24 protein-coding genes and 1 pseudogene are annotated in these 26425 nt (G+C 66.5%); 7 read left to right on the forward strand and 18 right to left on the reverse strand.

Translation table 11 applies throughout. The features are described 5' to 3' along the window. Positions 1-1712 (forward strand): cation:proton antiporter (locus ACLFQI_RS00365; protein ID WP_410756808.1); only part of this gene is annotated, 1712 nt, incomplete at its 5' end. A gap of 174 nt (positions 1713-1886) precedes the next feature. Here ACLFQI_RS00365 and ACLFQI_RS00370 read toward each other — a convergent pair. The 8 genes from ACLFQI_RS00370 to ACLFQI_RS00405 all read right to left on the reverse strand — a co-directional run bounded on the left by ACLFQI_RS00370 (position 1887) and on the right by ACLFQI_RS00405 (position 9258). Continuing rightward, the gene (locus ACLFQI_RS00370; RefSeq protein ID WP_410756809.1) at positions 1887-2597 is read right to left on the reverse strand and encodes a methyltransferase domain-containing protein; all 711 of its coding nucleotides are present in this window, start codon (positions 2595-2597) and stop codon (positions 1887-1889) included. Positions 2598-2692: 95 nt separating this feature from the next. Then, positions 2693-3778 (reverse strand): tRNA pseudouridine(13) synthase TruD, encoded by a 1086-nt coding sequence (gene truD / locus ACLFQI_RS00375; protein ID WP_410756810.1) that lies wholly within the window; start codon positions 3776-3778, stop codon positions 2693-2695. Next, complete coding sequence (gene ispF / locus ACLFQI_RS00380) at positions 3775-4266, reverse strand: 2-C-methyl-D-erythritol 2,4-cyclodiphosphate synthase (RefSeq protein ID WP_410756811.1); 492 nt, start codon at positions 4264-4266, stop codon at positions 3775-3777. Before ispF ends, truD begins: the two co-directional genes overlap by 4 nt. Before the next feature lie 64 nt (positions 4267-4330). Then, positions 4331-5053, reverse strand: a complete 723-nt coding sequence (gene ispD, locus ACLFQI_RS00385; RefSeq protein WP_410756812.1) for a 2-C-methyl-D-erythritol 4-phosphate cytidylyltransferase — start codon at positions 5051-5053, stop codon at positions 4331-4333. Further along, the gene (gene ftsB, locus ACLFQI_RS00390; protein ID WP_410756813.1) at positions 5050-5343 is read right to left on the reverse strand and encodes a cell division protein FtsB; all 294 of its coding nucleotides are present in this window, start codon (positions 5341-5343) and stop codon (positions 5050-5052) included. The genes ispD and ftsB overlap by 4 nt, the downstream gene beginning before the upstream one ends. A 39-nt stretch (positions 5344-5382) precedes the next feature. Continuing rightward, the gene (gene eno / locus ACLFQI_RS00395) at positions 5383-6663 is read right to left on the reverse strand and encodes a phosphopyruvate hydratase (protein WP_410756814.1); all 1281 of its coding nucleotides are present in this window, start codon (positions 6661-6663) and stop codon (positions 5383-5385) included. Between the two features lie 37 nt (positions 6664-6700). Then, complete coding sequence (gene kdsA / locus ACLFQI_RS00400) at positions 6701-7534, reverse strand: 3-deoxy-8-phosphooctulonate synthase (RefSeq protein ID WP_410756815.1); 834 nt, start codon at positions 7532-7534, stop codon at positions 6701-6703. Next, positions 7534-9258: a CTP synthase gene (locus ACLFQI_RS00405; protein WP_410756816.1), complete on the reverse strand. Its 1725-nt coding sequence runs from the start codon at positions 9256-9258 to the stop codon at positions 7534-7536. The genes kdsA and ACLFQI_RS00405 overlap by 1 nt, the downstream gene beginning before the upstream one ends. Positions 9259-9499: 241 nt before the next feature. Here ACLFQI_RS00405 and ACLFQI_RS00410 point away from each other — a divergent pair, with 241 nt between their 5' ends. Both ACLFQI_RS00410 and fnr read left to right on the forward strand, forming a co-directional pair. Continuing rightward, positions 9500-9889, forward strand: coding sequence for a sulfur globule family protein (locus ACLFQI_RS00410; RefSeq protein ID WP_410756817.1), 390 nt, complete (start codon positions 9500-9502; stop codon positions 9887-9889). Positions 9890-10200: 311 nt separating this feature from the next. Next, positions 10201-10959, forward strand: a complete 759-nt coding sequence (gene fnr / locus ACLFQI_RS00415; RefSeq protein WP_410756818.1) for a fumarate/nitrate reduction transcriptional regulator Fnr — start codon at positions 10201-10203, stop codon at positions 10957-10959. Positions 10960-10993: 34 nt separating this feature from the next. Here fnr and dnaQ read toward each other — a convergent pair whose 3' ends face one another. From dnaQ to ACLFQI_RS00430, 3 genes are read right to left on the reverse strand one after another with little or no spacing between them, the layout of a single operon-like run. Continuing rightward, positions 10994-11755: a DNA polymerase III subunit epsilon gene (gene dnaQ / locus ACLFQI_RS00420; protein WP_410756819.1), complete on the reverse strand. Its 762-nt coding sequence runs from the start codon at positions 11753-11755 to the stop codon at positions 10994-10996. A gap of 49 nt (positions 11756-11804) precedes the next feature. After that, complete coding sequence (gene rnhA / locus ACLFQI_RS00425; RefSeq protein WP_410756820.1) at positions 11805-12311, reverse strand: ribonuclease HI; 507 nt, start codon at positions 12309-12311, stop codon at positions 11805-11807. After that, complete coding sequence (locus ACLFQI_RS00430; RefSeq protein WP_410756821.1) at positions 12301-13065, reverse strand: class I SAM-dependent methyltransferase; 765 nt, start codon at positions 13063-13065, stop codon at positions 12301-12303. Before ACLFQI_RS00430 ends, rnhA begins: the two co-directional genes overlap by 11 nt. 415 nt (positions 13066-13480) lie before the next feature. Here ACLFQI_RS00430 and ACLFQI_RS00435 point away from each other — a divergent pair, with 415 nt between their 5' ends. Then, positions 13481-14305, forward strand: coding sequence for a transglycosylase SLT domain-containing protein (locus tag ACLFQI_RS00435; RefSeq protein ID WP_410756822.1), 825 nt, complete (start codon positions 13481-13483; stop codon positions 14303-14305). A gap of 186 nt (positions 14306-14491) precedes the next feature. Here the strand turns inward: ACLFQI_RS00435 and queE are convergent, their stop codons facing one another. The 4 genes and pseudogenes from queE to queC all read right to left on the reverse strand — a co-directional run bounded on the left by queE (position 14492) and on the right by queC (position 17059). Further along, positions 14492-15142: a 7-carboxy-7-deazaguanine synthase gene (queE, locus tag ACLFQI_RS00440; protein WP_410756823.1), complete on the reverse strand. Its 651-nt coding sequence runs from the start codon at positions 15140-15142 to the stop codon at positions 14492-14494. Positions 15143-15146: 4 nt separating this feature from the next. Further along, positions 15147-15572 carry a 6-pyruvoyl trahydropterin synthase family protein gene (locus ACLFQI_RS00445; protein ID WP_410756854.1) on the reverse strand — a complete coding sequence of 142 codons (426 nt, stop codon included), beginning with the start codon at positions 15570-15572 and terminating at the stop codon, positions 15147-15149. Between the two features lie 9 nt (positions 15573-15581). Next, positions 15582-16361 (reverse strand): annotated as a pseudogene (locus ACLFQI_RS00450) (6-pyruvoyl trahydropterin synthase family protein); the annotation flags it as partial. Next, on the reverse strand, positions 16361-17059 hold the full coding sequence (gene queC / locus ACLFQI_RS00455) for a 7-cyano-7-deazaguanine synthase QueC (RefSeq protein ID WP_410756824.1): 699 nt from the start codon (positions 17057-17059) through the stop codon (positions 16361-16363). The gene queC and the pseudogene ACLFQI_RS00450, both read right to left, overlap by 1 nt. 241 nt (positions 17060-17300) lie before the next feature. On the opposite strand from queC, the gene ACLFQI_RS00460 reads away from it, so the two are divergent. From ACLFQI_RS00460 to ACLFQI_RS00470, 3 genes are read left to right on the forward strand one after another with little or no spacing between them, the layout of a single operon-like run. Beyond that, positions 17301-20384: an EAL domain-containing protein gene (locus ACLFQI_RS00460; protein WP_410756825.1), complete on the forward strand. Its 3084-nt coding sequence runs from the start codon at positions 17301-17303 to the stop codon at positions 20382-20384. After that, a complete protein-coding gene (locus tag ACLFQI_RS00465) occupies positions 20381-22090 on the forward strand; it encodes an ATPase domain-containing protein (RefSeq protein WP_410756826.1) in 1710 nt (569 codons plus the stop codon). The genes ACLFQI_RS00460 and ACLFQI_RS00465 overlap by 4 nt, the downstream gene beginning before the upstream one ends. 43 nt (positions 22091-22133) lie before the next feature. After that, positions 22134-22436, forward strand: coding sequence for a hypothetical protein (locus ACLFQI_RS00470; RefSeq protein ID WP_410756827.1), 303 nt, complete (start codon positions 22134-22136; stop codon positions 22434-22436). Between the two features lie 97 nt (positions 22437-22533). Here ACLFQI_RS00470 and fba read toward each other — a convergent pair whose 3' ends face one another. The 3 genes from fba to ACLFQI_RS00485 are packed head-to-tail and all read right to left on the reverse strand — an operon-like array spanning position 22534 to position 26333. Beyond that, entirely contained in the window at positions 22534-23598 is a 1065-nt protein-coding gene (gene fba / locus ACLFQI_RS00475; RefSeq protein WP_410756828.1) for a class II fructose-bisphosphate aldolase, read from the reverse strand. Between the two features lie 53 nt (positions 23599-23651). After that, positions 23652-25100: a pyruvate kinase gene (pyk, locus tag ACLFQI_RS00480; RefSeq protein WP_410756829.1), complete on the reverse strand. Its 1449-nt coding sequence runs from the start codon at positions 25098-25100 to the stop codon at positions 23652-23654. A gap of 51 nt (positions 25101-25151) precedes the next feature. Further along, entirely contained in the window at positions 25152-26333 is a 1182-nt protein-coding gene (locus ACLFQI_RS00485; protein WP_410756830.1) for a phosphoglycerate kinase, read from the reverse strand. Positions 26334-26425 lie beyond the last annotated feature (92 nt).

Consider the following 26425-nt stretch of genomic DNA (forward strand, 5'->3'; position numbering starts at 1 on the left):
TGATGCGCGAATCCATGCCGATGAGTCTGCCCATCAGCCTGCCCGTGAGCCTACCGGCCTTCGATCCATTCACCGAGCTGGCGCTGCTGCTGGTGCTGGCCGCGACGGCCGGCGCGCTCGCGGTGCGGCTGCGTCAGCCGCTGCTGATCGCCTACATCATCATCGGCATCGCGGTCGGCCCGGCTGGGTTCGAGCTGGTGAAGGCGCACGATCAGATCAGCGTGCTCTCGCAGATCGGCGTCTCGGTGCTGCTGTTCGTGGTCGGGCTGAAGCTCGATCTCACGCGCGTGCGCGACATCGGCAAGGTGGCGCTGGCCACCGGCTTAGGCCAGCTCGCCTTCACCATCGTCTTCGGCTTCCTGCTCATCCTGGCGCTCGGCAAGGATCTGGTCGAGGCGTTCTACATCGCCGTCGCGCTGACCTTCTCGAGCACCATCATCATCGTCAAGCTGCTCTCCGACAAGGGCGAGCTGGATGCCCTGCATGGGCGCATCGCGATCGGCTTCCTGATCGTGCAGGACATCGCCGTGGTGGTGGCGATGATGGCGATGAGCGCGCTCGGCGCCGGCGCCGACGCGCCGGCCTGGGAGATCGCCGTCTCGCTGCTCGCACGCATCCTTGGCGCGGCCCTGCTGATGTTCGTCCTGATGCGCTATCTGATCCCGCCGCTGCTGCGCGGCATGGCGCGCTCGCAGGAACTGCTGCTGATCTTTGCCATCGCCTGGGGCACCGGGCTGGCGGCACTCGGCGAATGGGTCGGCTTCTCCAAGGAAGCGGGCGCCTTCCTGGCCGGCTTCTCGCTCGCCTCCAGCGTCTACCGCGAGGCGATCAGCGCCCGTCTCAGCGGCATCCGCGATTTCCTGTTGCTGTTCTTCTTCGTCGATCTGGGCGCCGAACTCGACTTCTCGACCCTGGGCGCCGAGATCTGGCCGGCGGTGCTGCTGTCGCTCTTCGTGCTGATCGGCAATCCGTTGATCGTCATGGCCATCATGGGCGGGATGGGCTACCGCAAGCGCACCAGCTTCCTGGCCGGGCTGACCGTGGCACAGATCAGCGAGTTCTCGATCGTCTTCATCGCCATGGGCATCGGGCTTGGCCATATCGGCGTCGAGGCGCTGGGCGTGACGACCCTGGTCGGCATCGTCACCATTACCCTCTCGACCTACATGATCCTGTACTCGCAGCCGCTGTATCGGTTGCTGACGCCGCTGCTCGGGGTCTTCGAGCGGCGCACGCCCTTCCGCGAGATCGCCGCCGAGGCCCAGATCGCGGCGGATCAACGCCCGCAGGTGCTGGTGCTCGGCCTTGGCCGCTACGGACTGCGTCTGGCGAAACGCTTGAGGGCCGCGGATCTCCGCGTGCTCGGCGTCGACTGCGACCCTGACCTCGTGCGCCATCTCGCGCAAGACGGGATGCCGGTCTGCTTTGGCGATGGCCATGACCCGGCCTTTCTCGACACCCTGCCCCTGGACGGGCTGCAGTGGGTCATCAGCACCCTGCCGGATGTCGACTCGAATCGGATGCTGATGCAGGCGCTGGCGGAGCGCCACTTCACTGGCGAGATCGCCGTGGTCGCGCGCGACGAGGCGCGCGGTGCCCAACTCTGGCGTGCCGGCGCGCCGATCATCCTCTACCCGTTCCGCGACGCGGTCGATTTCGCCGCCGACAACATCATCGACATCCAACACAAACGCGCCGCTGAAGGCCGCTAAGGCGATTGCCGGAACAGCTCGTCGCGAATGGCGCCGGATTGTCGTTGGCCTTCAAGGAGTCTCGCCGGGAGCAGCGCCAGGCCATGGGGCCGGCGATGGGGACCGGCGATGCGCCGCGGAAGGCGAGCGAAACGACCCGCAAGGCGGGATGGGCTTTGACAGAGATCGCTGAGGTCACTCAGGATCCTCGCGGCGAAACAGCGCCATCTGACTGGCGCCGCCATAGAGCGAATGCACACCGCCGATATCGCGGTGACGCAGACTGTAACCGTGCCGCTGCGCAACGCCCCGCGCCCAACGCTGGAAGCGCGCACGATCCCATTCGAAGCGATGATCGGGATGGCGAAAGCGGTTCGGCGGCACCTTGAGCAGCGGGTTGTACTCGGCATTTGGCGTGGTGACGATCACCGTGCGAGGGCGCATCCGCGCGAAGAGCGCCTGCTCGACTTGGGCCAGCTCGCGCGGATCGATGTGTTCGATGGTCTCGACCAGGATGGCGCAGTCGAAGCCGGCGAGGCTGTCATCGGGCTCGGTCAGCGAGCCCTGGCGCAGCTCGATCCGAGGCTGTCGCCGCTGTCCGCGACCGCGCGTTCGTCGTTGCTCTGGGGCGAAGGATGCGGCAAGCCCAGTGCGTGGCTGCGCGTCGGCAGCGACAAAATGGACGTCGGCATCGAGCCGCGACCGCATCCGCTGCAGACGACGCGCATTGAGATCCAGCCCCAGCAGGCGCTCGAATCCGGGCTCGCGCGCGAGCCGCACCAGCACATCGCCATCGCCGCAGCCAAGATCGAGCAGGCTGCGGGCACCGCTCGATCGCACGGCGTCGACCACCGCCTCAAGACGTTCCTCGTGCAGTTCTGTGGTGGCTTCGTGATTCCAGTGCATCGATTCGCTGAGCCTCTGCGGGCAATGCTCGCCCCGCCCTTATGAAGGCCAACGAACATCCGGCGCCATTCGCGACGAGCTGTTCCATCAAGCGCCTAAACCACAGATGTCTGGCAGAGTTCGCGGATCAGGGTGGTGGCATAGCTGCCGGCAGGCAGCTGGAAGCGCAAGTCGAGTTCGGTCTCCGCGACCGGCTCAAGCTCAAGCCCTTCGATATCAAGACGCAGCGCGCGCCGTTCCTGCTTGAGTCCGGCCGCAGCCAAGCCGGCCACCCAGTCGGGAGAGTCGGCCGCAACCTGCTCCTCGAGCGCCCGCACGGCGGCCTCGGTGAGCGGCTCGCCCTCGCCGAACAGCGGCCCGGTCGGCGTCACATCGCCCGAGCGCATGCGTTCCAGGATGCGCTCGTCCACGGTTTCGACCAGGAAATGCGACTGACTGCCCCGCAGTTGCAAGCGATCGCCGACCAAGGCGGTGGCCCAATCATCGCGCTCGATGCGCCGCGCGAGCACCTCGTTGAACAGCTGCGAGCGGACCGCCGAGAGCCAGAGCCCCTGCTGCTGGCGGCTGGCGCGCGGCGCGGCGCCGGCGAACAGGGCTTGGGCCCGAAACAGGTTGCCCTCGCCGCGTCCAAAGCGTTGCGGACCAAAGTAATTGGGCGCCCCACGGGCCGTCAGGGTGGCGATCCGGGCCGCAGCGGCGTCGCGATCGCCGGCGACCTCGCGCAGCCGGATCTGAAACCGGTTCCCGGACAATGAGCCGCGCTTGAGCTTACGTCGATGGCGATGCTGCTCCAGCACCTCGATGCCCTCTTCGGCGAGCAACCGCCAACGCGGCTCCGGGAGCTTGCCGAGATGCACCGAGAACCACTGCGTCGTTACCGCATGTCGATCCTTGAGCCCCGCGTAACCGACCGCCTTGACCGAGACGCCGGCAAGCGCGGCCAACCGTCGGGCGACCCATTCGGTGTTGGCCGAGGTCTTGCGGACGCGCAGCAAGACATGCTCGCCGTCGCCATCCGGGCCGAAGGCGAGCTGCTCGTCGACGATGAAGTCTTCCGGCCGCGCCCGCAGCCGGGCATTCAGCACCGGCCCGCCGAAGGCGGTGGGGAGCTGTGCGAACGTCCGCCAATGCCGAGTCGCGTGGCGCGTCCTGTCACTCGCCGAGAGGGGCGGATCGCTCACGGCGAGGTCGAGCCGCCGGCCGCGTCGAGCAGCACGACGGCGAAGGCGGCGATGCCCTCGCCGCGGCCGGTGAAGCCCAGACGCTCGCTGGTGGTGGCCTTGAGGTTGACGCGCGCCGGAGGGCAGCCGAGATCGGCGGCGACGCACGCGCGCATCGCCGCGAGATGGGGCGCGAGCTTCGGCGCCTGAGCGACGATGGTGAGATCCGCGTTATGCACCCGCAGATCGCGTTCGCCGAGCGAGCCCATCACCCGCCGCAGCAGCACGCGGCTGTCGATGTCCTTGAAGGCGGCATCGGAATCCGGGAAATGATGGCCGATATCGCCGAGACCGGCCGCGCCCAGGAGCGCGTCGCAGAGGGCGTGCAACACCACGTCGCCATCCGAATGGGCCTCGAGTCCCAGCGCATGCGGGATCTCGACGCCCGCCAGCACCAACCGCCGGTCGGGCGCGAAACGATGCACATCGATGCCTTGGCCGATCAGCATCGTGCGACCTCCTGGGACGGCAGGCCGACCCCGATCGCGGCTTCCTGATGCGGGTGAGTCTGCCTCATCGCAGCTGTTGCTCCCGTTGTTGCTCCAGAAAGAACTCCGCCAAAGGCAGGTCCTCGGGGCGAGTGATCTTGATGTTGTCGGCGCGACCCTCGATCAGCTGCGGCCGCAGCCCAAGCTGCTCGATCGCGCTTGCCTCGTCGGTGATCGCGAGGCCGGCGGTCTGACAGTGCAGCAGCGCCTGGCGCAACTGACCCAGACGAAAGGCCTGCGGCGTATAGGCGCGCCAGAGCTGCTGGCGCGGCAGCGTGCATTCGACACGCCGACCGGAGACCGCCTCGGCGCGCTTCACCGTATCATGCACCGGCACCGCGAGCAGCGCGCCCACCGACTCCTCGCCCAGGGCGTCGAGCAACCGCTCCAAGTCGGCTCGTGTCAAACAGGGCCTGGCGGCATCATGCACCAACACCCAATCCTGGGCCTCCGCACGCGCGGCCAGGTGCGCGAGCGCATTGGCGACCGAGTCGGAGCGCTCGGCGCCACCGGCCACGCGTTGCAGCGCCGGATGGTCGGCATAAGCGGTCTCGTGCCACCAGTCATCCTCGGGGCTCAGCGCGAGTACGCAGCCGGCGATCCGCGGATGCTGGATGAAGGCGGCAATGCTGTGATCGATGACCTGACGCCCCGCCACCGTCAGATACTGTTTGGGCACCGGCCCGCCGAAGCGGCGTCCCGCGCCCGCTGCCGGAATCACCGCCCAATAGCGGGGCTTCCTGGTCATCGCGCCTCCCGGGGCAACGGTTGTTCGACCACCTGCAAGAAGACCTCGCCGGCCTGGATCATGCCCAGCTCGCTGCGCGCGCGCTCCTCGATGGCGTCGAAGCCGGTCTTCAGATCCTCGACCTCGGCCGCGAGCGCGTTGTTCCGGATCTGCAACCGCGCCAGCTCGGCCTCGGTCTCGGCGATCCGCGCACGCAGCGCATGCAGCTCGGCCAGGCTGCCGTCGCCGACCCACAGGCGAACCTGCAGGAAGGCGAGCAGCACGACCAGGGTCAGAACCAGCCAGCGCATGGGATCGGAACCTCGCCGATGGGCGATGGCCGCGAGCGCTTAGAGCGCCTGCTTGAAGGCATCGCGACCGGCATAGATGGCGGCACCGGCGAGCTGATCCTCGATCCGCATGAGCTGGTTGTACTTGGCCACCCGGTCGGTGCGCGAGAGCGAGCCGGTCTTGATCTGACCGGTCGCGGCGGCGACGACCAGGTCGGCGATGGTGGTATCCTCGGTCTCGCCCGAGCGATGCGAGACCACCGCCGTATAGCCGGCCTGCTGGGCCATCCGGATCGCTTCCAGGGTCTCGGTCAAGGAGCCGATCTGATTGACCTTGATCAGGATCGAGTTGGCGACGCCCTTGTCGATGCCTTCCTGCAGGATCTGGGTGTTGGTGACGAAGAGATCGTCGCCGACCAGTTGCACCTGATCGCCAAGGCGCTCGGTGTGGTCCTTCCAGCCGTCCCAGTCGCCCTCGGCGAGGCCATCCTCGATGCTGAGGATCGGATAGCGAGCGACCCAGTCGAGCAGCAGATCGGTCATGCCGGCGGCGTCGAGCGTGCGTCCCTCGCCCTTGAGATGGTACTGCCCCGCTTCGTAGAACTCGGAGGCGGCGACATCCATGCCGAGATAGATGTCCTGGCCGGCCTTGTAGCCCGCCTTCTCGATCGCCTCCAGAATCGCCTCGATCGCGGCCTCGTTGGAGGGCAGATCCGGCGCGAAGCCGCCCTCGTCGCCGACGGCGGTCGCCAGTCCACGCCCCTTGAGCACGGCCTTGAGCGCGTGGAACACCTCGGCGCCCCAGCGCACCGCCTCGCGCAGGCTCGGCGCGCCGACCGGCAGGATCATGAATTCCTGGAAATCGACGCTGTTATCGGCATGCTCGCCGCCGTTGATGATGTTCATCATCGGCACCGGCAGGCGATAATCGCCCGTGCCCAGCGATTGATAGAGCGGCACCGCCTTCTCCTGCGCGGCGGCGTGGGCTGCGGCCATGGAGACACCGAGGATGGCATTGGCGCCGAGACGGGCCTTGTTGTCGGTGCCGTCGAGTTCGATCATGTGGCGATCGAGCGTCTCCTGCTCGGTCACTTCCAGGCCCACGACCGCGTCACGCAGCTCGCCGTTGACATGGGCGCAGGCGTTCAGCACGCCCTTGCCGAGATAACGCGACTTGTCGCCATCGCGCAGTTCCAGCGCCTCACGCGAACCGGTCGAGGCCCCCGAGGGCACCGCGGCGCGCCCCAGCGCGCCTGCGGCGGTGATGACATCGACCTCGACGGTCGGGTTGCCGCGTGAATCGAGAATCTCACGGGCGCGAATATCAACGATCTCAGACATGGCTCAAACCTCTTGGCGGGATAAACAATGATGTGGGCTAGAGTCGCTGCTCCGACAACCCTTGGGCCTTGACCAAGCGGTCCAGCCCGATCAAGGTCTCGAGCAGCTCGGCCATCAGGGGCAGTGGCCAGACATTGGGGCCATCGCTCTTCGCCTGGGCCGGATTGGGATGCGTCTCCATGAAGACACCGGCGACGCCAGCGGCAACCGCCGCGCGGGCGAGCACCGGCACATAGTCGCGCTGGCCGCCGGAACTGTGGCCCTGACCGCCCGGCAACTGCACCGAGTGGGTCGCATCGAAGACCACCGGGCAGCCGGTCTCGCGCATGACCGCCAAGGCGCGCATATCCGAGACCAGGTTGTTGTAGCCGAAGCTGACCCCGCGCTCACAGACCATCAGCTGCTGATTGCCAGTCGCACGCGCCTTTTCGACCACCCGCAGCATGTCCCAGGGCGCCAGGAACTGACCCTTCTTGAGATTGACCGGCAGCCCTTGCGCGGCCACCGCGCGGATGAAGTTGGTCTGCCGACAGAGGAACGCCGGCGTCTGCAGCACATCGACCACCGCCGCCACCTCCCCCAGCGGCGTGTCTTCGTGCACATCGGTCAGCACCGGCACGCCGATACCCTTGCGCACCCCCTCCAGGATCCTCAGGCCGGCCTCGACGCCGAGGCCGCGGAAGCCATCGACCGAGGAACGGTTGGCCTTGTCGAACGAGGATTTATAGATGAACGGAATGCCGAGCCGAGCGGTCAGCTCCTTGAGCTGGCCGGCGGTCTCCTGCGCCAACGCCTCGCTCTCGATCACGCAGGGCCCCGCGATCAGGAACAGCGGATGCTCGAGACCGACCTCGACGCCACAGAGCTGCATCAGACCAGCTCCTGCGGCGTGTCGGCGCGACCCGCGTTTAGAACCGCCGGCTCCAGAGCCGTCTCTGGGGCCTCATCCAGATCGGTCACCGCGCGCCCCTGGCGCTGTCGATAGGCCAGGGCCGCCTCGATGAAGCCACGGAACAGCGGGTGCCCGTCGCGCGGCGTCGAGGTGAACTCGGGATGGAACTGGCAGCCGACGAACCAGGGATGATCCGGGATCTCGACGATCTCGACCAGGCGCGAATCCAGCGACCAGCCCGAGAAGCGCATGCCGGCATCCTTCATCGCATCGCAGTAGCGGTTGTTGAACTCGTAACGATGCCGATGGCGCTCGCGCACCTGCGGCGTGCCATAGGTGGCACGCGCCAGACTGCCCGGCTCCAAGCGGCAGAGTTGTCCGCCGAGGCGCATGGTGCCGCCCTTGTCGGAATCGACGCCGCGTGTCTCGCGCTTGCCCTGCTCGGTCTGCCATTCGGTGATCAGGGCAATCACCGGATGCGGCGTGTCGGCGAGGAACTCGGTGCTGTACGCGCCCTCGAGCCGGGCGACGTTGCGCGCATATTCGATCACGGCGACCTGCATGCCGAGACAGATGCCCAAGTAGGGAATGCGTTGCTTGCGCGCATGCCCAACCGCGGCGATCTTGCCCTCGATGCCCCGCTCGCCGAAGCCGCCGGGCACCAGTACCGCGTCCAGTCCATCGAGACTGCCGAGGCCTTGGGTCTCGATCTCCTCGGCGTCGAGGTAGCGGATCCTGATCCGGGTTCGGGTCTGCACGCCGGCATGGATCAGCGCCTCGGAGAGCGATTTGTAGGCCTCGGTCAGCCCGGTGTACTTACCGACCATGCCGATGGTGACCGCCGCGCGCGGATGCTCGAGTCCGTCCAACACCCATTGCCATTCGGAGAGATCGGCCTCGGGCACCTCGAGACGAAACTGATGGGTCACCAACGCATCCAGTTCCTGCGCGTGCAGGAGCATCGGGATGCGGTAGATGTGATCGGCGTCGATGGCCGAGATCACCGCCCGCTCCGGGACATTGGTGAAGAGCGCGATCTTGCGCCGCTCCTCGTCCGGCAGGTCGCGCTCGGCGCGGCACAGCAGGATGTCGGGTTGGATACCGATCGAGCGCAACTCCTTGACCGAATGCTGGGTCGGCTTGGTCTTGATCTCGCCGGCGGCGGGGATATAGGGCACCAGCGTCAAATGCATGAACAGCGCGTTGTCGACGCCGACCTCGACGCGCATCTGACGGATCGCTTCGAGGAACGGCAGCGACTCGATATCGCCGACGGTGCCGCCGATCTCGACGATGGCGATGTCGGCATCCCCGGCGCCGAGCCGGATCGCGTCCTTGATCTCGTCGGTGATGTGCGGGATCACCTGCACGGTGCGCCCGAGGTAGTCACCGCGCCGCTCCTTGCGGATCACCGACTCGTAGATCTGACCGGTGGTGAAATTGTTGTTGCGCCCCATGCGGGTGCGCAGGAAGCGTTCGTAGTGACCGAGATCGAGATCGGTCTCGGCGCCATCGTCGGTCACATAGACCTCACCATGCTGGAACGGGCTCATGGTGCCCGGATCGACATTGATGTAGGGGTCGAGTTTGATCATGGTCACCTTGAGACCGCGCGCTTCGAGCAGCGCGGCGAGGGACGCGGACGCAATACCTTTGCCGAGCGACGAGACGACGCCGCCGGTAACGAAAATATACTTGGGCATGACCTGTACAGGCAGACGACTTGGGTCTGGATAGGATACCCCTCTCAAGGTAGCAAAACGGCCCCGACCTCACAATTCGCGTTGTCAGCCAGCGCACCCTTCACAAGCCTCGGGCCGGCACGTATACTCCGCCGTGTTCGTTATCTCTGCGGACTTCCAGCTCGGATCGAGACGGGGTCGAACGCGAACCTCCGACTGAATCCGAGAGGGACCGACTCACCACCCTTCGGAGCATCACCAAATGAACAAGTTTGCAAAGGTTATGGGTATCGCCGCCATCGCCACCAGCGCGGCCTTCTCGATGGGCGCAGCACAGGCGTGGTGGGGTCCTGGCTACGGCGGTCCCGGTTACGGCGGTCCTGGCTACGGCTGGGGCGACGGCGTGGGCGATCTGTTCAGCGACATGTTCGGTGACGGCTACGGCGACTTCAACATGAGCATGAGCGGCGGCGGGCGCGGCTACGGTCGCGGGCGTGGCTATGGCTATGGCCGTGGTTACGGCTATGATCATCCGTATGGCTATCCCGGCTACGGCTATGGCGCCCCCTACGGCGGTTATGGCGCGCCTTACGGCATGCCCTATGGCGCTCCGATGGCTCCAGCCGCGCCGGCTGCCGAAGAAGCCAAGTAAGGCGCGATCCCTAATCGCCGCCCCAAGCCGCGCCTCGGCGCGGCTTTTTGTGTTTGGAACGAGCGCCGCACCAAGATCCCAAGTGGGTCGATCTTCCCTTCCTGACGTCGCCTGACCGCACATCGAGCCCCGTCGAGCCCCATCGAGCTTAGACAGGCGGATGGCGGCCATCGCTGGCGCGCGCTCGAGCCCCCCGATCATCGGCCCCAGTATTTCATCGCGCAGGACGCGTGTATGTAAATCATATTGACGCTTGATGCATGTCAACTTGAGTTGCAGAATACGACCAAACCACCTACTGGAACCTTGCCTTGACTCAGCGAAAAGTAATCTCGTTCGACACGATCCGAGTCGCCTGCAAGAACTGCTCCCTCTCGCAGCTCTGTCTACCGATGGGCCTAGCGCCGGAAGATGTCGAGCGACTCGACTCGATCATCAAGCGCTCCCGGCCCCTCCATCGCGGTGACCACCTGTTCCGTGGCGGTGAACGGTTCCGCTCGCTCTACGTGGTCAAGACCGGCTCCGTCAAGACCTACGCGCCGAGCGAGGAAGGTGGCGAGCAGGTGCTGGGCTTCCACCTCCCCGGCGAGATCATCGGCCTCGACGCCATCGACAAGTCCTGTCATGCCTGTTCGGCCAAGGTGCTCGAGACATCGGCGATCTGCGAGGTTCCATTCCAGCGCTTCGAGGAACTGGCGGCCTCGATCCCATCGCTGCAGCACCAGATGTATCGACTGCTGAGCAAGGAGATCGGACAGGATGCCGACATGCTGCTGCTGCTTGGCAAGAAGAACGCCGAGGAACGACTGGCAGCCTTCCTCGCCAGCATGTCCAGCCGCTTGAGCAAGCGCGGTCTCTCGCCAACCGACTTCTACCTGAGCATGTCGCGCCATGAGATCGGCAGCTATCTCGGCTTGGCGGTCGAGACCGTGAGCCGCCTCTTCACCCGTTTCCAGGAGGATGGGCTGCTACGCGTCGACCGCAAACATGTCGAGGTGCTGAACCTCCCGGCACTCGAGATGATGGCGGGCTCCACGCCCTCCAGCACGCATCAGCAACGCTCGAATTGATCGCCGTCGCGGCTCGCCACAAGGTTCTCGACGCTCAGACAATCGCCGACGCCGCCGGCGCCTCCTCATCCTCGCAGCGCGAGCGCCAGACACAGCCGTCCGCGCTCGCGGCGCCGATCGCCCGCAGACGCTCGCGATGCGCCATCAGCTCCGACTCGCTCGCGCGCACGACCCGCAGCGCTGGCCGGTCCGCCCTGAGCCGTCGCCGGCTCGCCTCGGCGCCGGCGCGCGGCCCCTGCCGGGCGCCACTCGCTTCGCTGCCGAGCGCCAGCGCCACCTGCCCGCCGGTCATCGCCAGATAGACATCGGCGAGGATCTCGGCATCGAGCAGCGCCCCGTGCAGCTCGCGGTGCGCGTTGTCGATCTCATAGCGGCGACAGAGGGCATCGAGGCTGTTGCGCTGCCCCGGGTGGCGTTGACGCGCCAGGGCCAAGGTATCGACCACGCTGCAAAGATCCTCGATGCGCGGCGCATCCGCGCGCCATTGCCGCAACTCGTGATTGAGGAAGCCTAGATCGAAGGCCGCGTTATGGATCACCAGCTCGGCGCCGCGCAGATAGTCGATGAGCGCCTCGGCGATGTCGGCAAAGCGTGGCTGATCCGCCAGGAAGGCGTTCGAGATCCCATGCACCGCGACCGCGCCGGCATCGATCTCCCGATCCGGTTGCAGATAGCGGTGAAAATTGGCCTTGGTGAGCCGCCGCTCGACCATTTCGACACAGCCGATCTCGATGATCCGATGACCCTCGCTCGGATCGAGCCCGGTGGTTTCGGTATCCAGCACCAGTTGTCGCATGGCTTGGTTCCGCGTTGATCAGGTTGCTAATCAGGTTGCTAATCAGGTTTCAGGCGCGCCCGGGAATGCCTTTGTTGGCGAGCTGGTCGGCACGCTCGTTCTCGGCATGGCCGCTATGTCCTCGCACCCAGCGCCAGCGCACCCGATGACCGGCGAGCGCCCGATCCAAGCGTTGCCAGAGGTCCTGGTTCTTGACCGGGGTGTTTTGTTTGGTCATCCAACCGTTGCGTTTCCAGCCTTGCATCCAGCGTTCGACGCCATCGCGCACATAGCGGGAGTCGACGGTCAGGATCACCTCGCTCTGGCGCTTGAGCGCCTCTAGCGCCCGGATCACCGCCATCAGCTCCATGCGATTATTGGTCGTCTGCGCTTCACCGCCGAACAGCTCCTTCTCATGCGCGCCATAGCGCAGCAAGGCCCCCCAGCCGCCCGGTCCGGGATTGCCCTTGCAGGCGCCATCGGTAAACACCTCGACCGCCGGGGCGGTCGCCTGGGGCGGATCTTGAGGCTGGCTTCGCGGCCGATCGGGCGGCCTCGCCGAGTGACTATCGAACATGGTTGGTCTCACGAGCAGTGGGCTTCATGGCACCGCCGGGCAACAAGGCCGGGCGCCGCGTCCAGCGTTGACGAATGGGCGTGGCAAGGCTCACCCGCTTCACCGCCCGCAGCACATACACGCCACCGCACAGCGGCCACCAGCGCGCGCCAGTTTGCTCCAGCCAGTCGAGACGGCTGCTATAGGCCGAGCGCAAGGGGGGGCGAAACAGCAGCCATTCGCGCGTCTCGAGCTGAAATCCGAGCAGATCGAGCCAGTCGCCGAGCCGGGACGCCGTCAGTTGATGGCCGCACCAGGGCACGCGCGCCGGCTGGAACACCCCGCGCATGAGCCCCCAGCTGCTGAGCGGATTGAAGCCGATGACCAGGATGCGTCCTTCCGGGATCAATACCCGCTCGACTTCCCGCAGGACGGGTCGCGGATGCGCCACGAAATCGAGCGTATGCGGCAGCAGCACGGCATCGACACTGGCCGCCGCGAGCGGCAATGCACTCGCCTGGGCGCACAGCAGGGATCCGCCCGGGCACAGGCGAGGCCGCTCGCCGATGACCACTCGCGTGCGGATCCGGCTGTGTTCGAGGGCATCGCCAAACTGCCCGCCACAGCCGATCTGGACCAGGAAATAGCCGAACGAGTTCTCGATCATGCGTTCGACGCAGGCGGTCTCGGCGCGGGCCACCTGACGGCCGACCGGCGTCTTGTACCACTTCGCGAGGACCGCGAGCGGCTCAGCCTGCTGTTTGCAGGGCCTCATCGACCGTTCGCCCCCGGTTCCTGCCCCGTGCCGGGACATGCGCCACTGGCGCTGCTTTGGGTTTTCCCGTATATTTTGGCTGACAAGCGCGTCAAGACAACAACAAAACGCATGATCTCTTCACATTCCGGCTGCTACTCAATCTCTCATGTCCAGTGCTCGTCGCACCCATCCGCTCACATGGTCCGCCCCTAGTCTGATCCTTTTGCTGAGCGGCTGCGCGACGCCGCCCACCGGTGAAGGTGACACCAGCCCACAACACTTTTCCGTCTCGGCTCGCGAATATGGCTATGTCAGACCCGCCGTCGACGTCAGGGTCATCGGCCAGGCGCGGGAGACGCGCAGCCGACACCATCGCTTCGCGGGCTCGGGCGACGATCTCTGGGATCGGGTTCGGCATGGGGATCGCCTGGGCGTGACATCTCATGAGCGGGTCGAGCACGCGCTGCGCGCGCTCAAGCGCGACCCGGATTATCTCACGGATCTCAGCCGGCGAGCGCGTCCCTATCTCCATCTGATCATTGGGGAACTGGAGCGCCATGGCCTGCCCGCCGAACTTGCCCTGCTGCCCGAGGTCGAGAGCCGCTATAACCCACGGGCCATCTCGCCCATGAGGGCAACCGGGATGTGGCAGTTCATGCCCTACACGGGCGTCGAGATGGGCCTCGCGCAGAACCAGTGGTACGACGGCCGCTACGACATCCTGGCCTCGACCCGAGGTGCGATCGCCTATCTGCGCCAACTGCACCGCGAACTCGATGGCGACTGGGCGCTGGCGCTGGCCGGCTACAACGCCGGTCCCGCCCGCGTGCGTGCCGCGCAACGCGCGAATCGGGCGGCGGGCAAGCCGACCGACTTCTGGTCGCTCGATCTGCCCACCGAAACCGAGCACTATGTGCCCAAGCTGCTCGCGATCGCCGAGCTGGTGCGCGAGCATCAGACGCATGGCCTGGAGATGCCGGCGATCGCCAATCAGCCGCGCCTCGAGATCGTCGAGGGGCGGCAACAGATCGATCTCGCGCAAGCGGCACAGGCCTGCGGGGTCAGCATCGCCGAACTCAAGCAATTGAATCCCGGCTTGAAGCGCGGCAAGACGCTGCCGGATGGTCCGCATCGCGTGCTGGTGCCCGCCGGCACGGGCGACAAGCTGCGCACCGCGCTGACCAAGGCCGCCCAACCGACGGCACCGAGCCTGGCGGCGAGCCGGCCACGCGCGAGCGCGGGCGACGGCGACAGTTAGCCGGTTCGCCCGCCGGCCGCGTCGGCCCCAATCTCGGCCCCAGCCTCGGCCCCAATCTCGGCCCGGCGCAGGCTCCCGGGCTCCTGTGGCCGCAGTCTCAGCGTATCTTTCTGGACGCGTCTTTCTGGGCGCATCTTTCTGGACGCGTCTTTCTGGGCGCGTCTTTCTGGGCGCGGCCGCTGGCGGCTAGGGAATCCCGAGCAGCTTATGCAGTTGGAGGCCGAGTCGCCATTGCGGATGGGCCTGGCAGTAGGCAAGTGCCTGCCGGGTATGCTCGGCCAGCCCTGGCCCATCCCTCGGCTGTAAGAAGAACTCGGCGAAGTCGAGCTGGGCGAAACGCTCCGGTGGCGCCGCAGACTGCGGGAAGATCAGCTTGAGTTCATCCCCGGCCCTGAGCCTCAAGGGCGCGTTCGCCTTCGGGCTGACGCAGAGCCAGTCGATCCCGGGCGGTGCCGGTTGCGTGCCATTGGTCTCGACCGCGACCTCGAAGCCGCGCGCATGCAAGGCCTCGATCAGCGCCGCGTCCAGCTGCAACAGGGGTTCGCCACCGGTACAGACCACATAGCCAGCGCGCGCGCGCGCCTGTTCGCGCGCTGGCCATTGCCGCAGGATCCGCTCGGCGAGCGCCTCGGCGCTCGCGAAGCGACCACCACCGGGGCCATCGGTGCCGCGGAAGTCGGTGTCGCAGAAATCGCAGCGTGCGGTTGCGCGATCGCGCTCCAGGCCCGACCAGAGGTTGCAGCCGGTAAAGCGACAGAACACCGCCGCGCGGCCGCTACGAGCGCCCTCGCCCTGCAACGTATAGAAGATTTCCTTGACCTGGTAGACGGACCGCATGGGCTTATCCGAGCGGCAACAGGGTCGCCGCTCGTGGCGCAGACGCCGATCCGCCGTTCGCCCCGCCCGCTCCGCAACGATCGCCCCAGCCCAGCAACACGCCGCACCCGGGCCGCTCGCTGAGTTCAAGCCGATCGGCTTGCGGCAACACATCGGCGATGAACTCCCGGATCCAGCCGGCCAGCCGCGCGGCGCTGGGATCGGACAGCCCCGACAGTGCGTTCAGCGGATGATGATCGAGGCGCGCGTAGACCGGCTCGAACAGCGCCTTCACATCGCCGTAATCGATGGTCCAACCGAGCACCGCGTCCAAGGGCGCGGTCAGATGCAGGCGCAGCAGATAGCTATGCCCATGCAGCCGCCGGCGCGGATCGCCGGCCGGTGCCTGGGTCAGGCGCAACGCGCCCTCGAAGCGCAGCTCCTTCCAGATGCGATAGCTCTGGCCATCGTACTGACAGCCGGCGGTGGCGGTCTCGTACACGCTGACCACGGACAGCGCCGGCAGTCTCGGCTTGAGACGCTGCCAGATCCAGGCCGCGAGCAGCTCGCTGGTCGGGTTTTCCAACCCCGGCAGGTCGTTCAGGCAGGCATGGTCGAGTTCGCCATGCAGCGGCGCCCAGAGTGCGCCGAGCTGGTCACCGTCGAGATCGATGCCGCTGGGCGCGGCGGCGCTGTTGAGGCCATCCGCCTGCGGCGCCCAGGCCTGCTCGGCATGCAGAATGACCTCGAACCCATGACCGTGCATCCGCCCGCATTGATGCTCGGGCGGCACATTGACCAACCGATGCGCGGCCTCAAACCGAAACCGCCGCCAGACATGAGCGCGTCGGCACCTGGCACCTGCCGCATCGGCGCCAAGGGACAGCTCGACGCCCTGCTCGCCGGTACTCTGGATGCCGACCTGGGCAATGCCTGGCACCGCTTGCGCCTGCTCCAGTTGCGCCTGTACCCAGGCCGCCAGATGCGCATCGCTCGGCACCGCCAGCCGTTCATTGAGATCGCTGTAATCCAGAGCCGCGACGCTGGCGGCCAAGGCCGCCGCTAAGGCCTCGGTCTCGGCGCCGTCGAAACCGCCCCACGCCGGCGCCAGCTCGGCCAGGACGCGCGCCTTGAAGCCATGCCCATGCAGGCGGCGCGCGCGATGCCCCGGCGCCAGCACGGGGATGCGGCGCGCGGCCTCGAACGAGGCGGCCGCTTGATGATAGAGGCGTTCGGCCATCAGCTCGGCTCCGCGAACCGTTGCCGCAGTGGATCGACGAGCCCGGCCTCGGCGAAGCCCTTGGCGCGCAGCAGGCAGGCGTCGCAATGGCCGCACGGACGGCCATCGGCAGCGGGATCGTAACAACTGCTGGTGAGCCCATAATCGACCCCGAGCGCGCTGCCGCGGCGGATGATCTCGGCCTTGGTCATGGTCATCAAGGGCGCATGGATACGCAGATGCTGGCGGCCCTCGACGCCCGCCGCCGTGGCCAGATTGGCCATGCGCTCGAAGGCGGCGATGTACTCGGGGCGGCAATCCGGATAGCCCGAATAATCCAGCGCGTTGACGCCGATGAAGATGTCGTTGGCCGCGAGCACCTCGGCCCAGGCCAGCGCGAAGGACAGGAACACGGTGTTGCGCGCCGGCACATAGGTGATCGGGATGCCCTCGCCCATGGCCTCGGCATCACGATCCTTCGGCACCGCGATCCCGGCGGTCAGCGCCGAGCCGCCGAACCGGCGCAGGTCGATCTCGCTGATCAGATGCTCGGCGACGTCGAATGCCTTGGCAACGCGCACCGCCGCCTCCAATTCCACCAAGTGCCGCTGGCCATAACGAAACGAGAGCGCGTGCGGCACGAATCCCGCCTCGCGACAGATCGCCAGCGCGGTCGTCGAATCCAACCCACCGCTCAGTAGCACCACCGCATTCGCCATCGATCGTTCTCTTAATCCACCGATTATCCCATTCGAGCCACCGGCCACAGCGCAAGCGCGACCTCGTCTCGAGCCAACCGCAAGTGTACGCGAGACCCACTTAGGGCGCCTTGATCCCATCCCGCGATGCGGCCCTGCGTGCCATCGTCGGTCCATCGGTATGGAATCGGGGTAGCGGGCCGCGCGCCCTCAGCGCCGATCTTTTCGTCTCTTGCCCCCGAATCAGCGATAATCCGGCGCTATGCCAATCCCAACACCCTCCAAACTGCTCGCGACCGCGCTGACTCGGTTCCTCGGCCGCTGCGACAATCAGATCACCGCCCGGCGCCTGCGCCAGTATCGCGAACTGGTCGAGAGCAGCGAGGATCAGATGGCGATCGCCGACGCCGATTATCGCTACCTGCTGGTCAATCAGGCCTATGCCGACATGTTCGGCCGCGCCCGCGCCGAGATCGAGGGCGCGCGCATCCCGGAGATCCTCGGCCAAGACTATTTCGAGCGTGTCCTGAAGCCAAAACTGGATGACTGCCTCGCTGGCCACACCCAGCGCTTCGAAACCGAACGCCTGAACCTGGACGGCAAACCGCGCCAGTTACTCGCACGCTATTTCCCACTCGACGCACCGGCGGCGTCGACGCGCCAGATCGTCGCCGTGATCACCGACATCTCCGAATTCAAACGGGTCGAGATCAAGCTCGGCGAGCAATCCCGGCTGCTCGATATCGCCGGCCGGGTGGGTCGCATCGGCGGCTGGTGGGCCGATCTGGCGACCAACCAGGTTCAATGGTCCGAGATCGTCGCCGAGATCCACGGCATGCCCAAAGGCTTTTCGCCCACGCTCGAGGAAGGCATCGCCTTCTATGCACCGCAAGACCTTGCGACCATTCGGCGTGTCTTCAACGCCTGCGCCAAGCGCGGCGTCCCCTATCGCGAGGATCTCAGGATCATCAATGCCCAAGGCGAGCAGGTGTGGGTGCGCACCTCCGGCGAGGCCGTCCACGACGAGCACGGTCGCATCTGCGCCGTGCAGGGGGCGTTTCAGGATATCTCGGCGCGCAAAGCCGCCGAACAGCAGGTGCAGGCCCTCAGCGAGCGGCTCCAAACGACCCTGGAGAGCATCACCGATGGCTTCTACACACTCGATCGCGACTGGCACTTCACCTATCTCAACCAGGAGGCCGCCCGGCTCTTGCAACAACCGCGCGAGCAACTGCTCGGCAAGCCCTTTTGGCAGTGCCTCCCGGAGGCGATCGGCACGCGCATCGAACGCGCCTATCGGCGGGCGATGATCGTCCAAGAGACCGTCACCCTGGAGGAATACTACCGACCGTTCAGCACCTGGTTCGAGATCCGCGTGTTTCCCTCCCAAGGGGGGCTCGCGGTCTATTTCCAGGACGTCACCGAACAGCATCGGATGCTGCGCAAATTGCAAGCGCAGAAGGCCGCGTTGCGCCAATCCCGCGACCAGCTCGCCGAGCTGGTGCAAATGCGCAAGGCCCTGATCGATTCCTTGCCGGCCCATATCGCGCTGCTCGACGCCGATGGCCGGGTCGTCGAGGTCAACGACGCCTGGCGCCGGTTCGCCGCGCAAAACGATTTCCCCGACGCCAGCGCGGGCACCGGCATGAACTATATCGCGGTCTGTCAGCAGGCGAGCGGCGACGCCTCCGAGGAGGCGCCGAGCATTGCTCGCGGCCTCCAGGCGCTGCTCGCCGGCGAACTCGAGTCTTTTGCGCTCGAATATCCCTGTCATGCCCCCCATGAGCAGCGTTGGTTCCGCATGGCCGCCAACCGCCTCCGGCACAACCGCGACGTGCCGCGCACAACGGGGAACGAGACCGGAAGCGCGAGCGACCACGAGCCCGGTCAGGAGCCCGGTCACGAGCCCGCTCGCGACGGTGGCGCGGTGGTGATGCACATCGACATCACCGAGCGCAAGCTCGCCGAGCTGCAACTGAACCAGCTCATGCATCGCGATCGACTGACCAATCTGTTGACCCGCGACGGCTTCACCGAGGCCCTGGCCAAGCGCCTCGGCGAGCACGATCAACATCCAGAGTCGACCCTGCTGGCCTTGTTCGACATCAAGGATCTGCGCGCCGTCAACGATTCCCACGGCTTCGAGACCGGCGATCGGCTGCTGATCGAGATCGCCCGTTGGTTGGAACGGCAAGCCGGCAGCCGTGGCCTGGTGGGGCGCATCGCCGGCGATGAGTTCAGCATCTTCCTGCGCGGCGAGCCTGGCCTCGATCCGTCGCAACAGGTCGAGGCCATCAACGCCATCACCGAGCAGTGCTTCCTGCTCCCAACCATCGGCATCGAGATCGATATCGACCTCGGTTACACCCTGGTCGGCGCGCAGCGCTGTTCGGCCGAGACGCTGCTCCACCAGGCCGAGCTGGCGCTGTTCCAGAAACGTCAACAGGGCACCGAGTCGGCGGTGGCCTATAACGCCGACCTCGATCGTCAGGTCCATGAGCGCATCGCGCTGACCCGGGATCTGCGCACCGCGCTGTACGAAGAGCAGTTCGAACTCCACTTCCAACCCAAGGTGGACCTCAAGACCGGCGCCCTGGTGGCCTGCGAGGCCCTGCTGCGTTGGCAGCATCCCCAGCGCGGCTTGCAGCCGCCGGGCCTGTTCATCCCGATCGCCGAACAGAGCCAACTGATCGTGGCGATTGGCGACTGGGTCTTGCACGAGGCCTGTCGGCTGCTGCGCGCCTGGCAGGATGCCGGCTTGAATGTGGTGAGCATCGCGGTCAATGTCTCGTTGCTGCAATTTCGCGCCGACGACTTCCCGCAAGCGGTGCGCGCCACCCTGCGCCACTTCGAGATCGAGCCCGGCGCGTTGACCCTGGAGATCACCGAAAGCGTCTTCGCGGAGGCCTCGGAGACGCTGCTGGAGCACTTGAACGCGCTGCGCGCGCTCGGCATTCGGCTGTCGTTGGACGACTTCGGCACCGGCTATTCGTCGCTCGCCTATCTGCAGCGCTATCCGTTCGACGAGATCAAGGTCGATCGCTGCTTCGTCGCGCGCGTGCTCGATGACCGCTACAGCCGGACCGTACTCGAAGCCATCAAGGGCATCGCCGATGCGCTCGGCGCCGAGCTGATCGCCGAGGGCATCGAATCGGAGCCCGTGCGGCAGGCCTTGATCGATCTCGGCTATCAGTTCGCCCAGGGCTATCTGTTCAGCGTCCCGCTGGAAACCGAGGACTTCCGCTGGCTGCTCGAACAAGGCTCGCGGCTGCCGTTACAGATCAGCGGCGCGAGTGCATCGAGGCCGCCAGCCACCAACATCGACCAATCGGAGGCATCCGCGTGACTGAACCTGCCGAGGGACTCGTGAAACGGGAAACCGGGATCAGCGGCCTGGACCAGATGACCCAGGGCGGCCTCCCGGCCGCCGGTGGCACCCTGATCCTGGGCCATCCGGCCGCCGGCAAGACCGTGCTCGCGCTGCAGATCCTCGCGCTGGCGATCGCGCGTGGCGAGGGCGGCGTCTTCGTCTCGTTCGAGGAGTCGCGCCAGCAGGTGCTGCGCGACGCGGCGTCCTTTTCGTGGGGACGCCATCTGCAGGATGAATCGCGCTTCGAACTGATCGATGCCCGTCCGGCGTCTGGCGCCCGGGTCTCCGGCGAGTTCGATCTCGAAGGGCTGTTGGCGGCGGTCGCGCACTGCATCGAGCGCACCGGCGCGCCCTGGTTGGTGTTCGATGGCATCGATCAACTGCTGCGCCGACAGCAAGACCTCTTGGTCGCGACCGATCAGATCCACGCCCTGAGCAATTGGTGCGAAAAGCGCGACCTCTCGCTGATCCTGACCGGCAAGCTGAGCGAGGAGCGTCTCGCGCCAACCCATCTGGAAGGCATCGAATTCCTTCTGCCAAGCGTGTTGGTGCTCTCCACGACCCTGGTCTCGAATCAGCTGAGCCGGCGCTTTCGCATCGCCAAGTACCGCGGCACCGCGCATGTCATCGACGAAGTGGCGATGCTCCTCGACGACGATGGCATGCACTTCCCCTATGCCGCGCGCCCGCTCGCGGCGACAGGGCCTGCCTCGCATGAGCGCGTCAGCACCGGCATCGACAAACTCGACGCGGTGCTCGGAGGCGGCCTCTATCGCGGTTCGGCGACGCTGATCTCGGGTCAGCCCGGCACCGCCAAGACCACCCTCTGCGGCAGTTTCTCGGCCGCCGCCGCCGCCTGCGGCGAACGCACGCTGTACTTCAGTTTCGATGAGCAGCAGGCACCGGTGATCCGCAATCTGGGTTCGGTGGGCATCGATCTCGACGCGCCGATCGCCGCCGGCCTGATCCAATTCCACGCCCGCGATGCCTGGAGCGGACTGGTCGAGGAGCACTATCACGCGCTGCTGCAATTGATGCACCGCTTTCAGCCCGATTGCCTGGTCATCGATCCGGTCTCGGCGCTGCTCAAGGCCGCCGGTGCCGATAGCGCGCAGGTCGCCATCGAGCAGCTGCTGGCGATTACCCGCGCGCGCGGGATCACCACCCTGTTGACCTCATTGGGCACCCAAACCGATCCCACCAGCGAGGCCACCCTGAGCCATGCCTCGACCCTCGCCGACACCTGGCTGGTGCTCGGCTACAACGTCCGGGGTGGCGAGCGCAACCGCTCGCTCTCGGTGGTCAAATCACGCGGCTCGGCGCATTCGGACCAAGTGCGCGAACTCATCCTGAGTCACCAAGGCGTCGATCTCGCCGAGGTCTACGAATATGGCACCGAGGTGTTGATGGGCACGGCGCGCATGCAGAAGGAGAGCGAGGAGGCGATCCGGCATCAGCTGCTAGCGCTCGAAGATGAGCAGCGCCGGCGCGCGCTCGAACAACAGATCAACCAGGCCGAGGCCGAAGCCGAGCGCCTCCGGCTCGAACTCCAAGCCCATGAGGAAGAGCGTTTGGCGCGCGAGCAAAGCATGCAAAGACAGGAGCGCGATGTCATCAAACGCCGGCAGCCACAGGTCCGCTACACCGACGCGAACCACTCCAAGGAGTCGCAGCACCGATGAGTCGCAGCAACGATCGGCATCGACTACCGCCAAGGGACCACGCATGAACAGGGAGCACTCAGCGGGCGCGCGCCTGAGCCCGCACCGCCTCACGCTGTTCGTGACCGGCGATGCGCCGCGTTCCCAGCGGGCGCGCGCCAATCTGGCCGAGGCGCTGGCGCAGGCCGGGCTTGATGCCGAGGCGACGCGGGAGATCGATCTCACCGCCGACCCGGCGCAAACGCTCGTCTATGGCATCTTTGCCACGCCCGCCCTGCTGCGCACGAGCGAAACCGGCGAGCCGGAGGTGCTCTATGGCGACCTCTCCGAACGGCGGGTGTTGGATCGCTTCCTGGCGCTGGGCTAGCGTTTCGAGCGCGGCGCCTGGCGATCGAGCGGCATGAAAAAGGGCGCCGAAGCGCCCTTGACTGCCTTCGCAACCGCGAAGCCGATCGGTCCGCCGATCAGTTGACCTTGGGGTCGAGTTCGCCCTTGAGATAACGGTTGGTCATGGCCTCGAGCGAGAGCACCTTGATCTTGCTCGCGTTGCCAGCGGTGCCGAAGGCCTCGTAGCGATGCTTGCAGATGTCCTTCATGGCCTTGGTCGAGGCCGCCAGATACTTGCGCGGGTCGAAGTTCTTCGGGTTCTCGGCCAGGTGCTTGCGGATGGCGCCGGTCGAGGCCATGCGCAGATCGGTGTCGATGTTGACCTTGCGCACACCGTTCTTGATGCCCTCGGCGATCTCCTCGACCGGCACGCCGTAGGTCTCGCCCATGTCGCCGCCGAACTCGTCGATGATCTTCAGCCACTCCTGCGGGACACTGGAGGAGCCGTGCATGACCAGATGGGTATCCGGGATGCGGGCGTGGATCTCGCGGATGCGCTGGATGGCGAGGATGTCGCCGGTCGGCGGCCGGGTGAACTTGTAGGCGCCGTGGCTGGTACCGATGGCGATCGCGAGCGCGTCGACATGGGTATCCTGGACGAACTTGGCGGCCTCTTCGGGATCGGTCAGCAACTGATCGTGGCTGAGCTTGCCCTCGGCGCCGGAACCGTCCTCCTCGCCGGCCATGCCGGACTCGAGCGAGCCCAGGCAGCCCAGCTCGCCCTCGACCGAGACGCCGCAGGCATGCGCCATATCGACGACCTGGCGAGTGACGCGGGCGTTGTACTCATAGTCCATCGGCGTCTTCATGTCCTCGCCGAGCGAGCCATCCATCATCACCGAGCTGAAGCCGAGCTGGATCGAGCGCTGGCAGACCGCCGGCGAGGCGCCGTGGTCCTGGTGCATGACGACCGGAATGTGCGGAAACTCCTCGGTCGCGGCCAGGATCAGGTGACGCAGGAAGGGCGCGCCGGCGTACTTGCGGGCCCCGGCCGAGGCCTGGCAGATGACCGGCGAATCGGTCTCGTCGGCGGCCTCCATGATCGCCCGCATCTGCTCAAGATTGTTGACGTTAAAGGCGGGGACGCCATACTGGTGCTCGGCGGCGTGGTCGAGCAACTGGCGCAGCGAAATAAGAGCCATTGCGGTTCTCCTCTGTCGTTGTAAAAACCTGGTCGAAATCGGCGGCCGAGGCGTTAGTCCTCGGTGAGCAGGCGATGCTCGCCGACGCGCATGATCTTCATGATATTGGTCTGCCCCTCGACGCCACAGCGATCGCCCTTGGTGATGATCACCAGATCGCCCTCTTGCACGGTGCCGTGGCGCAGCAGTTCTTCGATCACCTCCCTGTTGACCTCGTGGATGTCGGTGCTCGCGACGTCGAATCTTACCGGGTAGACGCCGCGGAAAAGGGTCACTTTGCGCCGGGTTGAGACCTGTCGGGTCATCGCATAGATGGGGATGCCGGAGCTGATGCGCGACATCCATTTGACCGTCGAGCCGGACTCGGTCAAGGCCGCGATCGCGGTCACCCCGAGGTGATTGGCGGTGTACATGGCGGCCATCGCGATGGCCTCGTCGACGCGGCCGAACACGGCGTCAATCCGGTGCCCGGAGCGCCGCACCAGGCGCTCCTTCTCGGCCTCGGCGCAGATGCGCGACATCGCCTCCACGACCTTGGCCGGGTTCCTGCCCACCGAGGTCTCGGCCGAGAGCATCACCGCGTCGGTGCCATCGATCACCGCGTTGGCGACATCGAACACCTCGGCCCGGGTCGGGATCGGATTCTCGATCATCGACTGCATCATCTGGGTCGCGGTGATCACCACGCTGTTGCGCTCGCGCGCCATGCTGATCAGGCGCTTCTGCACCGCCGGCAGCTCGGCGTCGCCGATCTCGACCCCGAGATCGCCGCGCGCGACCATCACCGCGTCGGCGGCCTCGAGGATGTCCTCAAGCGCGTTCAGCGCCTCGGCGCGCTCGATCTTGGCGACGATACCGCCCTTGCCGCCGGCCTCCTCGAACAGTTGCCGCGCGAGGCGCACATCGGCGCCCGTGCAGACGAAGGAAACGGCCAGGTAATCGGCCTCGACCTCGGCGGCGAAGCGGATATCGGCCTTGTCCTTGTCGGTCAGCGCCGGCGCCGAGAGCCCGCCGCCCTTTTTGTTGATGCCCTTGTTGTTCGACAGCGGGCCGCCGGTCAACACCCGGCAATCGATGCGCCCGCCGACCACCGCCTCGACCCGCAGTTCGATGGCCCCGTCGTCGAGCAGCAGGATATCCCCCGCCGCCAGATCCTCGGCCATGCTCGGCAAGGTGGTGCCGACGCGGCGCCGATCGCCGGCGTCGAGCGGACAATCGGCATCGATCGCAAACGCCGCCCCCGGGTCCAACAGGATGGCGCCCTCGGCGAACTGGCCGATGCGGATCTTCGGCCCCTGCAGGTCGACGAGCAGCCCGAGCGGATGCCGTTTCGCCAGCGCGGCCTCGCGCACCCGCTGCGCCCGTTGGCGGTGGCGCTCATGCGAATCGTGCGACATGTTCAGCCGCGCCAGGTTGAGGCCGGCATCCATCATCGCCTCGAGCACGCCGGGAGCATCGGTGGCGGGGCCGAAGGTGGCAACGATCTTGGTACGTCTTGGCATCTACGGGATCAACCGGCAGTGTGGGAGTGAACGCGCCGCCGCGGGCGGCGCTCAGGCCTGCGCGCGCGCCTCGAGCATGGCGACGGCGGGGAGCGTCTTGCCCTCCAGGTACTCGAGGAAGGCACCGCCGGCGGTCGAGATGTAGGAGACGCGGTCATAGATGTCGTATTTCTGGATCGCCGCGATGGTGTCGCCGCCGCCGGCGAGCGTGAAGGCGTCGGTCTCGGCGATCGCCAGCGAGATGGTCTTGGTGCCCGCGCCGAACTGATCGAACTCGAACACGCCGACCGGGCCGTTCCAGATCACGGTGCCGGCCTGCTGGATGATCGCGGCGAGCGCGGCGGCGCTGTCCGGGCCGATGTCGAAGATCATGTCGTCATCGGCGACCTCGTCGACCTGCTTTTGCACCGCCGGCTCGTTCTCGTCGAACCGTTTGCCGACGACCACATCGGTGGCGATCGGGATGCTGGCGCCGGCGGCCTCGGCCTTCTCCATCAGCGCCTTGGCGGTGGCGACCAGATCGTCCTCGCACAGCGACTTGCCGACCTGGTGGCCGGCGGCCTTGATGAAGGTGTTGGCGATGCCGCCGCCGACCACCAGCTGATCGACCTTGGTCGAGAGCGCCTCGAGCACGGTCAGCTTGGTCGAGACCTTGGAGCCGCCGACGATCGCCACCATCGGCCGCTTGGGCTCGGCCAGCGCCTTCTTCAGCGCCTCCAGCTCCTCGGCCAGCAGCAGACCGGCGCAGGCGGTCGGGGCGAACTTGCCGGCGCCATGGGTCGAGGCCTGAGCGCGGTGCGCGGTGCCGAAGGCGTCCATCACATAGACATCGCAGAGCGCCGCGTACTGCTTCGACAGCGCCTCGTCGTCCTTCTTCTCGCCGCTGTTGAAGCGCACGTTCTCGAGCAGCACCAACTCGCCCTCGGCGACTTCCGGCGCGGTCTCCAGATAATCCTTGACCAGCCGCACCTCGCGGCCGAGCTTGGCGCCAAGATCGGCGGCGACCGGCGCCAGCGAGTTCTCCTCCGAGTAGACGCCCTCCTCGGGACGGCCCAGATGCGACATCACCATGACCCTGGCGCCGGCCTCGAGGCAGTGCTCGAAGGTCGGCAGCGAGGCGGTGATGCGGGCATCGGAGGTGACCTTGCCGTTCTTGACCGGCACGTTGAGGTCGGAGCGGATCAGCACCCGTTTGCCGGCCAGGTCGAGATCGGTGAGTTTGGTGAAGGACATAGCACAGGGCCTCATCGAGATGGTGTTGAAAAAACCTGGAGCGATCTGGAAAGCCAGGCAGGCTTTCCGCATCGTTCTAAACCTGCCGTTCC

The organism is Halochromatium sp. (assembly GCF_046541315.1).
GTDB lineage: Bacteria > Pseudomonadota > Gammaproteobacteria > Chromatiales > Chromatiaceae > Lamprobacter.

Bases quoted from the DNA above. Each gene is read 5' to 3' on its own strand.
- ACLFQI_RS00370 (WP_410756809.1), bottom strand. From the start codon at position 2,597: ATGCACTGGAATCACGAAGCCACCACAGAACTGCACGAGGAACGTCTT.
- ispF (WP_410756811.1), bottom strand. From the start codon at position 4,266: ATGCTGATCGGCCAAGGCATCGATGTGCATCGTTTCGCGCCCGACCGG.
- ispD (WP_410756812.1), bottom strand. From the start codon at position 5,053: ATGACCAGGAAGCCCCGCTATTGGGCGGTGATTCCGGCAGCGGGCGCG.
- ftsB (WP_410756813.1), bottom strand. From the start codon at position 5,343: ATGCGCTGGCTGGTTCTGACCCTGGTCGTGCTGCTCGCCTTCCTGCAG.
- eno (WP_410756814.1), bottom strand. From the start codon at position 6,663: ATGTCTGAGATCGTTGATATTCGCGCCCGTGAGATTCTCGATTCACGC.
- kdsA (WP_410756815.1), bottom strand. From the start codon at position 7,534: ATGCAGCTCTGTGGCGTCGAGGTCGGTCTCGAGCATCCGCTGTTCCTG.
- ACLFQI_RS00405 (WP_410756816.1), bottom strand. From the start codon at position 9,258: ATGCCCAAGTATATTTTCGTTACCGGCGGCGTCGTCTCGTCGCTCGGC.
- ACLFQI_RS00410 (WP_410756817.1), top strand. From the start codon at position 9,500: ATGAACAAGTTTGCAAAGGTTATGGGTATCGCCGCCATCGCCACCAGC.
- dnaQ (WP_410756819.1), bottom strand. From the start codon at position 11,755: ATGCGACAACTGGTGCTGGATACCGAAACCACCGGGCTCGATCCGAGC.
- rnhA (WP_410756820.1), bottom strand. From the start codon at position 12,311: ATGTTCGATAGTCACTCGGCGAGGCCGCCCGATCGGCCGCGAAGCCAG.
- ACLFQI_RS00430 (WP_410756821.1), bottom strand. From the start codon at position 13,065: ATGAGGCCCTGCAAACAGCAGGCTGAGCCGCTCGCGGTCCTCGCGAAG.
- queE (WP_410756823.1), bottom strand. From the start codon at position 15,142: ATGCGGTCCGTCTACCAGGTCAAGGAAATCTTCTATACGTTGCAGGGC.
- queC (WP_410756824.1), bottom strand. From the start codon at position 17,059: ATGGCGAATGCGGTGGTGCTACTGAGCGGTGGGTTGGATTCGACGACC.
- ACLFQI_RS00460 (WP_410756825.1), top strand. From the start codon at position 17,301: ATGCCAATCCCAACACCCTCCAAACTGCTCGCGACCGCGCTGACTCGG.
- ACLFQI_RS00470 (WP_410756827.1), top strand. From the start codon at position 22,134: ATGAACAGGGAGCACTCAGCGGGCGCGCGCCTGAGCCCGCACCGCCTC.
- fba (WP_410756828.1), bottom strand. From the start codon at position 23,598: ATGGCTCTTATTTCGCTGCGCCAGTTGCTCGACCACGCCGCCGAGCAC.
- pyk (WP_410756829.1), bottom strand. From the start codon at position 25,100: ATGCCAAGACGTACCAAGATCGTTGCCACCTTCGGCCCCGCCACCGAT.
- ACLFQI_RS00485 (WP_410756830.1), bottom strand. From the start codon at position 26,333: ATGTCCTTCACCAAACTCACCGATCTCGACCTGGCCGGCAAACGGGTG.